At 40.3% G+C, this 8,934-nt stretch carries 6 protein-coding genes; 1 reads left to right on the top strand and 5 read right to left on the bottom strand.

The window, feature by feature from the left end; genetic code table 11:
- Window positions 1-148: 148 nt before the first annotated feature.
- From H5125_RS19120 to H5125_RS19105, 4 genes are all read right to left on the bottom strand, one after another.
- The gene (locus H5125_RS19120; protein ID WP_182745039.1) at window positions 149-838 is read right to left on the bottom strand and encodes an exonuclease domain-containing protein; all 690 of its coding nucleotides are present in this window, start codon (window positions 836-838) and stop codon (window positions 149-151) included.
- Complete coding sequence (locus H5125_RS19115; RefSeq protein ID WP_182745038.1) at window positions 838-2,685, bottom strand: DUF294 nucleotidyltransferase-like domain-containing protein; 1,848 nt, start codon at window positions 2,683-2,685, stop codon at window positions 838-840. The genes H5125_RS19120 and H5125_RS19115 overlap by 1 nt, the downstream gene beginning before the upstream one ends.
- A 131-nt stretch (window positions 2,686-2,816) precedes the next feature.
- Entirely contained in the window at window positions 2,817-4,535 is a 1,719-nt protein-coding gene (locus H5125_RS19110; protein WP_101088178.1) for a sodium:solute symporter family protein, read from the bottom strand.
- 11 nt (window positions 4,536-4,546) lie between these two features.
- A complete protein-coding gene (locus tag H5125_RS19105) occupies window positions 4,547-4,813 on the bottom strand; it encodes a DUF4212 domain-containing protein (protein ID WP_011637017.1) in 267 nt (88 codons plus the stop codon).
- A gap of 359 nt (window positions 4,814-5,172) precedes the next feature.
- Here H5125_RS19105 and H5125_RS19100 point away from each other — a divergent pair, with 359 nt between their 5' ends.
- The gene (locus H5125_RS19100; protein ID WP_259395494.1) at window positions 5,173-7,341 is read left to right on the top strand and encodes a diguanylate cyclase; all 2,169 of its coding nucleotides are present in this window, start codon (window positions 5,173-5,175) and stop codon (window positions 7,339-7,341) included.
- A gap of 3 nt (window positions 7,342-7,344) precedes the next feature.
- On the opposite strand, the gene H5125_RS19095 is transcribed toward H5125_RS19100, so the two are convergent.
- Window positions 7,345-8,838, bottom strand: coding sequence for a carboxylesterase (locus tag H5125_RS19095; protein WP_182745037.1), 1,494 nt, complete (start codon window positions 8,836-8,838; stop codon window positions 7,345-7,347).
- Between the last annotated feature and the right edge of the window lie 96 nt (window positions 8,839-8,934).

The following is an 8,934-nucleotide window of genomic DNA, read 5'->3' as shown; positions in this document are numbered from 1 at the left end:
TCTTCAACAGACTCATGAACTAATTCAAGCTCTTGCTCAAACATAAAAAATCCCCACCAGAATACTGGTAGGGATTATCTTTCATCTGCAAGATCGGTCAAGTGCCCTTAAACGATCGGCATTGGTCTCGATGACTGGCTTTTCTTTTCTAGCGAAATACATTAATTAAGTCTTTAACCGACAACTTTTTAATATCTCCCATCGCTGCCACTTGAGCCAACAATAACTCTGCACAAGATAATGCATCAATAAGCGCATTGTGAGCAGAATAAACGGGTAAACGGTAACGTTCACGGCTTGCATTTAAGCGTAACGAGCCTTCTTTCAATACCGATTGTTGCATTAAACAACGTTTTTTTTCTATGGCCAACGTATCGATAAATACCAACGGAATTGATTGACCAAAACAGCGTATCAACTGCTGCTGAATAAACTGTATGTCTAATGGTGCATGGTGCGCCACTAAAATACAGCCCTTGGTTTGTGATAAAAACCAATCAATTGCCTCGGCTAACGTTAACGCCATATGCAATTGATTATCGACAATACCGTGAACCGTCGCGCTATGACCCACACTGCCACTAATGGATATCATCATATGTTGTGCTTTTTCAAGCGGAATGACACCGTTGACAATTGGTACCAAACCGATACTGATGACTTGATCATGGATTGGATCTAAGCCAGTCATTTCAAGATCAATCGCCATCAATGGAGCATCTAGAAATAGGGTTGTTAATGCCGGCGTGATTGCTTCTAAATATGTATTTAATGGCGACGGTAAAGTGGTCATTTTTTTACGCCACAACACCGTTTTTACCCACCAAAAATTGACCACTAGAAACTCCTCATGAACTTAAGCTTTATTCCTGCTTGTGCATCGTGCACCACTTTAAATGCATCACGAAGCTGATGACGCATTAATGAAGAAAGATGTTGTGGTTTAAGATAATTGTTCACTGGTAAATTATTGGTTGCTTGGTAACCTTGATTAGCTAGACGCATGTGCGCAATGAACTCATGGGCGTCCGCCAAATTAAGTGCATCTTTACGATTAATAATATTAGCGTCCATTAACGCTCTGATCCGCTTAGCAGTATTAACCTCTTTGATACCTGCACTTAACGCATACACTCTGGCAATGTCATTAATTAATGCACTGCCCTTATGCTTTAAATCCATACCTTTCACTTCACTTCCATCACGCTCAAGGACAAACTTCCTAAAAAAGCCCAATGGCGGTGATTCAGTTAACGAGTTCCCCGCCATTCCGGCAAGGAAAATATCGTTATTTTGTGTAGCGGCTAAAACATCATCTTGCAGTTCACTGAATAAACTCAATGGCCCAAACACTGGGCGCATGTCGAAAAATATACTGGCATGCATTAAAGCTTTTGGTTCCGGCGTGTTTACCCATCTAGAGAAAAGCCCTTTCCACTTCACCAGTGACAAGCGCCATTTGGGATTTTGCGCCATAATGTCACCTGGGCAATAAATATAACCACATTCATCTAAGCCCTTACATACCGCTTTTGTTAATGCTTCAAAATAAGCACCAGCAAATTCATCGGGTTCATGTGCCAGCAATAAGCCATTATCTTGGTCAGAACAAGCAACCTGATCTTGCCTGCCTTGGGAACCAAAAGCCAGCCAACAAAACGCCATTGGTGCCTGACCTAAAATCTGTTGATTCAATTCAATCAGCCGACGCGTTAATGCATCAGTTACCGAGGTTAATACTCTACCTATCTCTTCAGCTCTAGCATCGGCACTGATTAAATTTTGTAATAGTAGCGGGATTTGCTTACTCACTTGAATAAGTTTCTCTATATTTGCTTGCCGGCCTATTTCGCCAATAAGCAGTAGAGGTTGTGAGCTTTGCGAACGCAAAATATCAGTACTCGTGATCATCCCTAACGCACGGCTTCCATCAACCACAGGTAAGTGGTGAATATTATGTTCACTCATCGCCAACATTGCTTCGAATACTAGCGCGTTGGCATGAGTTGTCACGGGATTGATGGTCATGGCTTGACTCACCAGCGCATTGACATCTAAGCCTTCTGCGATAATTCGATTACGTAAATCTCGATCGGTCAAAATACCGGTTAATTTTTGATTATCGATAACGAGCACCGATGAGACCCGGTGTTCACGCATTAATTTAGCCGCATCCATAACACTGGCATGAGCGTCGATGATAATGGGCTGAGATGACATAATTGAAGTAATACGGCTAGTCGTGGTCAAGTCTTTAGCGGTAAATTTAGTTTCATTGCGTAAGCGTTTAGCAAAAGCACGAGCAAAAAATTGATCAAAGCTGCGATGTTCAGAACGTAATTGGGCAAATACTGATTGTGGTAAATGATAAACCAAACCATCTTCTAAAATGGCCACTTTATTAATGACCTTTTCACCCGATAATAAGGTGGAAAAACCAAAACATTCTCCTTCGCCAACACGGTCAACCAATACACCTTCAGGATCGCGCACTTCAAATGCACCGCTGCGCACAATGTACAATTTCGGATTGTCTTTATCGAACTCAACAAAGGCAGACGCTTTACTGTAATAACCGACGCTAATCTTTCTCGCACAATATTGAATACTATCTTTAGGTAGCGTGTCGAAAGGCGAATGTGCTGCTAAAAACTGCTCTACGGGTTGTAACTCACTGGCATCCATTAATCATTTCCCTATTGTGCATGGGCGAACAATATCACTATAACAAAGCGTTTCGCTTATCTGCTATAGGACTAAAGCCCAACAAAAAGAGCGCCTAAGCGCTCTTTTTAAACAGTGTTGATTACAGCAGTTTAATGATCGTGTGCTTCGCCTGACCCTTTAGGGAAACGAATAGACTCAACCATTGCGACTATTTCGTCAGGAATTTTAGCAGTAACTTTACTGACAGCAAAAGCGACACCAAAGTTAACCATCATTCCCACCATACCAATACCTTCTGGTGAAATACCAAATAACCAGTTTTCAGATGTATTCGATGCAGGATTAATAAACTTAAAGTAGGCGATATAACTAGCAGTAAATAATAGCCCGATCACCATACCTGAAATAGCACCTTCTTTATTCATGGTTCTAGAGAAAATCCCCATGATAATAGCAGGGAATAACGAGGCTGCTGCGAGACCAAATGCAATGGCCACCACCGCGGCTACGAATCCTGGAGGATTAATACCAAAGTAACCCGCCATAACAACCCCGAAACCAGCAGCTATTCGTGCATACATTAACTCTTTCTGATCCGAAATATCCGGCATTAGATTTTTCTTGAGTAAATCGTGCGACACAGAGGTTGAAATTACCAGTAATAAACCCGCAGATGTAGACAATGCTGCAGCTAAACCACCCGCGGCAACTAATGCAATAACCCATGCTGGAAGATTGGCAATTTCAGGCGTGGCAAGAACCATAATATCGCGGTCAATGTTCATCTCATTTTTTTCACCATTGGTGTAAAAAATCTTGCCATCGTTGTTCTTATCGTCCCATGTAATTAAACCCGTTTTTTCCCAGTTTTTAATCCACGTTGGCGCAGTTTCATAAGGCACGCCAGTTGATTCTGGTCCATTGATGGTTTCAATCATATTAACGCGAGAGAAAGCAGACAATGCAGGAATAGTGGTGTACATAATAGCGATAAAGACTAATGCCCAGCCCGCAGAAATACGCGCGTCTTTTACTTTAGGAACAGTAAAGAAACGAACAATCACATGCGGTAAGCCTGCTGTACCAAACATTAATGCACCGGTAATAAAGAACACATCTATCATCGACTTGGAGCCTTCGGTATATTGGGAGAACCCGAGTTCTGCCGATAATCCATCGAGCTTATCGAGTAAATACACCCCCGTACCATTACCTGCGGCATCAATCATCTCAGCGCCAAAACCAATTTGCGGTAATATGTGACCTGTCATCATTACTGAGATAAAGATAGCAGGAACCATAAAGGCAAAAATAAGAACGCAGTATTGTGCTACCTGTGTGTAAGTAATCCCTTTCATGCCACCTAATACAGCATAAAAGAATACGACTGCCATACCAATGTACACCCCTGTTTCTACGTCAACTTCTAAGAAACGAGAGAACACTACGCCAACACCACGCATTTGGCCTGCAATGTAGGTAAAACAAATAAAGATGGCACAAATAACAGCGACAGTACGTGCCGTCTGAGAGTAGTAGCGATCACCAATAAAGTCCGGAACCGTAAATTTACCAAATTTACGTAAATAAGGCGCCATACATAATGCTAATAGCACATAACCGCCGGTCCAACCCATTAGATAAACTGAGCCATCATAACCAGTAAAAGATACAATACCGGCTAATGAAATAAACGATGCTGCTGACATCCAGTCGGCCGCAGTTGCCATACCATTTAGAACAGGGTGAACACCACCACCTGCAACATAAAACTCTTTAGTTGAACCAGCACGAGTCCAAATGGCGATCCCGATGTACAGCGCAAAAGTCGCGCCGACAATTAAATATGTTAGTGTTTGAACATCCATCTTAGTGCCCCTTAGTCTTCCTGAACATTGTATTTTTTGTCTAATGTATTAGCTTTCGCCACATAAACAAAAATCAGCGCCACGAATACATACATTGCACCCTGCTGCGCAAACCAGAAACCCAGTTTGAATCCCATAAAGGTAATTTCGTTTAACACATCTACTAATAGAATACCGCAGCCAAATGACACTGCAGCCCAAATTGCAAGCAAGCTAAGTACTAAACGTAAATTCTCACGCCAGTAACCCGCTGCCTTATCGTTATTTTCGAAACTCATTGCGACTCCCCTAAGTTATTTTTTGTAAAGCCATTGTTAATTTAGCAATTCAGGGGGCCATCACAATCAAGACCTTAGTCGTACTTGATTAACAAACGTTAACGTAAAATATTAAAATGCATATAAATCAGATGATTGAGAAATAATTAATTGAAATGAACTTCTTGTTTTTCAATTTAATTAGACCAAGGTCGAACAAGATTTCGCCATTAAAAGATTGAGATCTGCATCACAAAAGATAAAAAGGAATATTTGTGAGTAAAAAAAACTTCGTTTGCGTTGAAATCTGTTCTATTTCCTGAGATAAATGCTTAGATAGGAATAAATCTTTTTAGAATACAAATAATAAGGATATTTTTTTGACATTGCCTCGCATTAATCAACAACACCTTTTATTCTCGATTATCTTGGGAATAATAGGATTGTTCATCAATTGTTACCCGATACAATTTTTTGCTAACGTGCAATTTGTATTAGGTAACACGGTGACTGTCATTGCTGCTGTTTTATTAGGGCCTTGGTATGCATTTTTGACCGCAATGATGGCATCAACAGGATTAATGTTGATATGGGATAGCCCGCATGTTTACTTATTTTTTGGGCTTGAAGCATTATTTTTAGGCTATGCCAGACGCCGTGATATCTATGCCTTATATGCCGATGCCGCTTATTGGTTATTTATAGGTGCACCAATGGTGTATTTATATGTGGTTCTATTGATGGATATACCGCCATCTCACTTAGGCTTTATTATTTCAAAGCAAGGCATCAACGGACTGATATATACCAGTATTGCATCATTACTTATTTTAGCTATTCCAAAGTTATGGTTTTTAAAAGACAAAGTTAAAGACCGCAACCGTAGACAATTAAGCGCGCAACTGACTTATTTCTTCACCTTAATGGTGTCGTTAACATTATTGTTTTCAGCGTTAATCTTTAATTTTTATTTTTTAGAACGTCAACAAGTCATGTTAAAACAAAACATGACGGAAGCGGTCGCTCACCTATCGACCTCTGCACAAAATTATATCAAAAACCATCAAACCGTGATCCAAAATACAGCAAGTCAATTAGATTTAGTTGCCGATAAACCAGAGCAATGGCAAGGCATTTTATCAAGTTCACATCAAAACTATCCCGGTTTTATCAGTATGTTGATCGCCAATCCGGCAGCCAATATTGTGGCAGCCAGCCCAGTATCAAGACTATTAACACAGCAATTACCAGAACAAAGTATCAACATTAACGATAGAGATTATTTTATTGAGTCATTCTATAACCAACGCCTATTCGTATCATCTGCCTTTCTAGGCCGCGGTTTTGGTAATGACGCGATTATTGCCATGAGCGCTCCCTTTTATCTCGATGAGCAACGCACACAAGTAGCAGGAATAGTAGAAGGTTCGCTTGATTTAACTCATTTTTCACATATTGATCAAGTTAATGAATATACCGAAGATGAATCTGTAGTGATGGTTGATGAACAAAATCAAATTATTTATGCTTCCAAAAAACTCGGTTTAAAACCACTTTCACAATTTAATTTTGCAATAAATAAAGGAGTGTATCGTGCCAATCTTGAGTTAATCAATATTCACAATACTACCTCAATTGTGCCTGAATATATGTATGCTCACCGGGAGCTCGATAATGGTTGGACAGTGTATATTTTAAAAGAATTTTCGCCGCTACTAAAACTCGCTGAAGAACAAATGTTCAGTAGTTTTATCATGCTGTTGATTGCATTATTGGGTACCTTCTATATTTCAAAAAAGCTCAGCGCGTTGTTAACGGTGCCATTAGAAGCTGTCGCCAATCAATTCAGTCAGTCATATTCAAGTCCAGAAAAAACCTCGGCAATTGACGATAGTTCACCCAGAGAAGTTTTCAACCTGTATCAACGATTAGCAGCCAGTAAGCAACAACTCATCGCGCATCAAGTCGAATTAGAAGAGACAGTGGCTAATCGTACCGCGGAATTAGAAAAGGCCAACAAAAAACTCACTGAGCTGGTTGATAGAGATCCGTTAACTGGCTTATATAATCGCCGTTATGCTGAACGTAAATTTGGTGAGTTAGTGGATTTTTGTTTGCGAAGCGATCAGGCCATTACTGTTGTATTGCTTGATTTAGATTTCTTCAAAAAAGTAAATGACAATTATGGCCATTTAGCTGGAGATGAGTGTTTGCGGAACGTGTCGCATTTATTGCAGAAATACTTTAAACGCGACATTGATATTGTGGCCCGCTACGGCGGAGAAGAATTTTTGCTTATTCTGCCTTTGTCCAATACCTTACATATTGAACACCATCTCAATGGCTTTAGAGAAGCACTGTCGCAATTAGAAATCACCTCACCCGAAGATAAACAGTCATTCAACGTGACGGTCAGTATTGGTGCTATTACGGCCAGTGCTGATTATGAAGCTGAACTCGATAAGTGGATTAAAGTCGCTGATGATAATCTCTACCAAGCAAAACAACAGGGACGTAATAAAACAATTATTAGCATCATTAGCGACTAATGTTTACTGGTTTACTGGTTTACTGTCTAATGGTGACTCAGATTGATGCCCTTGAGTAAACTCATCAATGCGAGTCATCATATAAGGATAAAATGGATTCCACTTCTGACGCAACATGTCATCGGCCGTCACACTGAAAATGCCCCGTTCACCTTGATAAATTGCTCTGCCAATTTGGATTTTATCCGAATCAATACCTGGTAGAGGCCCGTAAAGGGTATCTTCAATCGGAAAACTTAACGCCACATGAGATAAAGAATACACATCATTAGGCCAAGTTAAACTTAACGCTAACACATCATCGGTTATCGATTTATCAGCTAGCTCCCTGACTTGAACATGATTATCCCGTTGCGGATCATTTTCAACCAAACTTAAACGGTAAGGTAATTGCTTTGGTAGCCAAAATGGAGCAAAAGTCGCCAGTGGATCTTGAAACAGTAATTGGTTGTTACTCTTCGTCCTATTGACATCAAAGAGCACCAATTGATGGCCTTTGTTTAGCGGCAATTTTTGATATAGCAAATCAACCACAGCAAGTGAAGAGACCGTATCATCAACAACTGACTGAAACGTTAATATTGCAGGAATAGCATCAAACTGTTGCGGCGATAATGACGCTAATAAGGTCTGGTTACGCTGAGTTAACTGATATACAACATCGCCAGCATTAACAGCAAAAGACCGATATTTAAAGGGATCATATTCCGTTTGAATGCTGTTCCAATACAGTTTATCTTGGCCGAGTAATTTACCCAGTTTAGCTTGCCAATAAGCGCCTGCTGCAATGGGAGCAAGACCAATGGCTGGTGATAACATGACCATACCGGCAAAGCTTGTAGGCTTATCTAAACTGATATTCTCAAGTTCATGGTTTAATGCTAAAGCAGCTCCTGTCGAAAACCCGACCACATAAATCGGTTTACCGGGTAATTGGGCAGACAAGCGGGCAACAGCAAGTGATACCGCCCCAGCAAGATCAGGCCAAGTAATGTCGGTTAATCCTGACGGAATGGTCCCGTGTCCTGGCAAGCGCAACCCTAAAACATAAGCCTGATGTTGATAATGCTGCGCAAAATGCGACATCACATAAGGTGAGTCAGACATGCCGTGTAGTAATAAAAGGCCAAACTCAGCTTGGGGGTTTTTCCATTCGAAAGAACGATTCCAATTTTGTTGCCATAACCCAGGATCAGACAGGCTATTACGCTCATAACGATTAATTGGGGATGCTATTTCAGGTTGATATTGACGGTAAACTTGCTGTTCTACTTCGGCAAAAAGTTTATCTTCTAATTGTAAATATTGGCTAAAATCAGTTAAACCAGACTGTTGATGGTATTCAGAGGTTAGATGTGTCGTGTGCCATAATGATAAATTAGGCCGCGCATTAAGCATCCAAACAGCAGTAATAATTAACGCTAACCCAATACCTAAAGCACCATAAAATGCGGCAAATAAAAAATGTTTTGTCGATCCAATCACAATTGCACGCATAATTACCTTAAAAAATAGATACCGAATACAAACAAAAATATAGCGTAACATTTACTGCTGAACTGTCAGGCACTTACTATTCATAACAATACTGGA

Source organism: Shewanella sp. SR44-4 (assembly GCF_014163715.1).
Lineage (GTDB): Bacteria > Pseudomonadota > Gammaproteobacteria > Enterobacterales > Shewanellaceae > Shewanella.
This window is presented reverse-complemented; position numbering and strand designations above follow the sequence as displayed.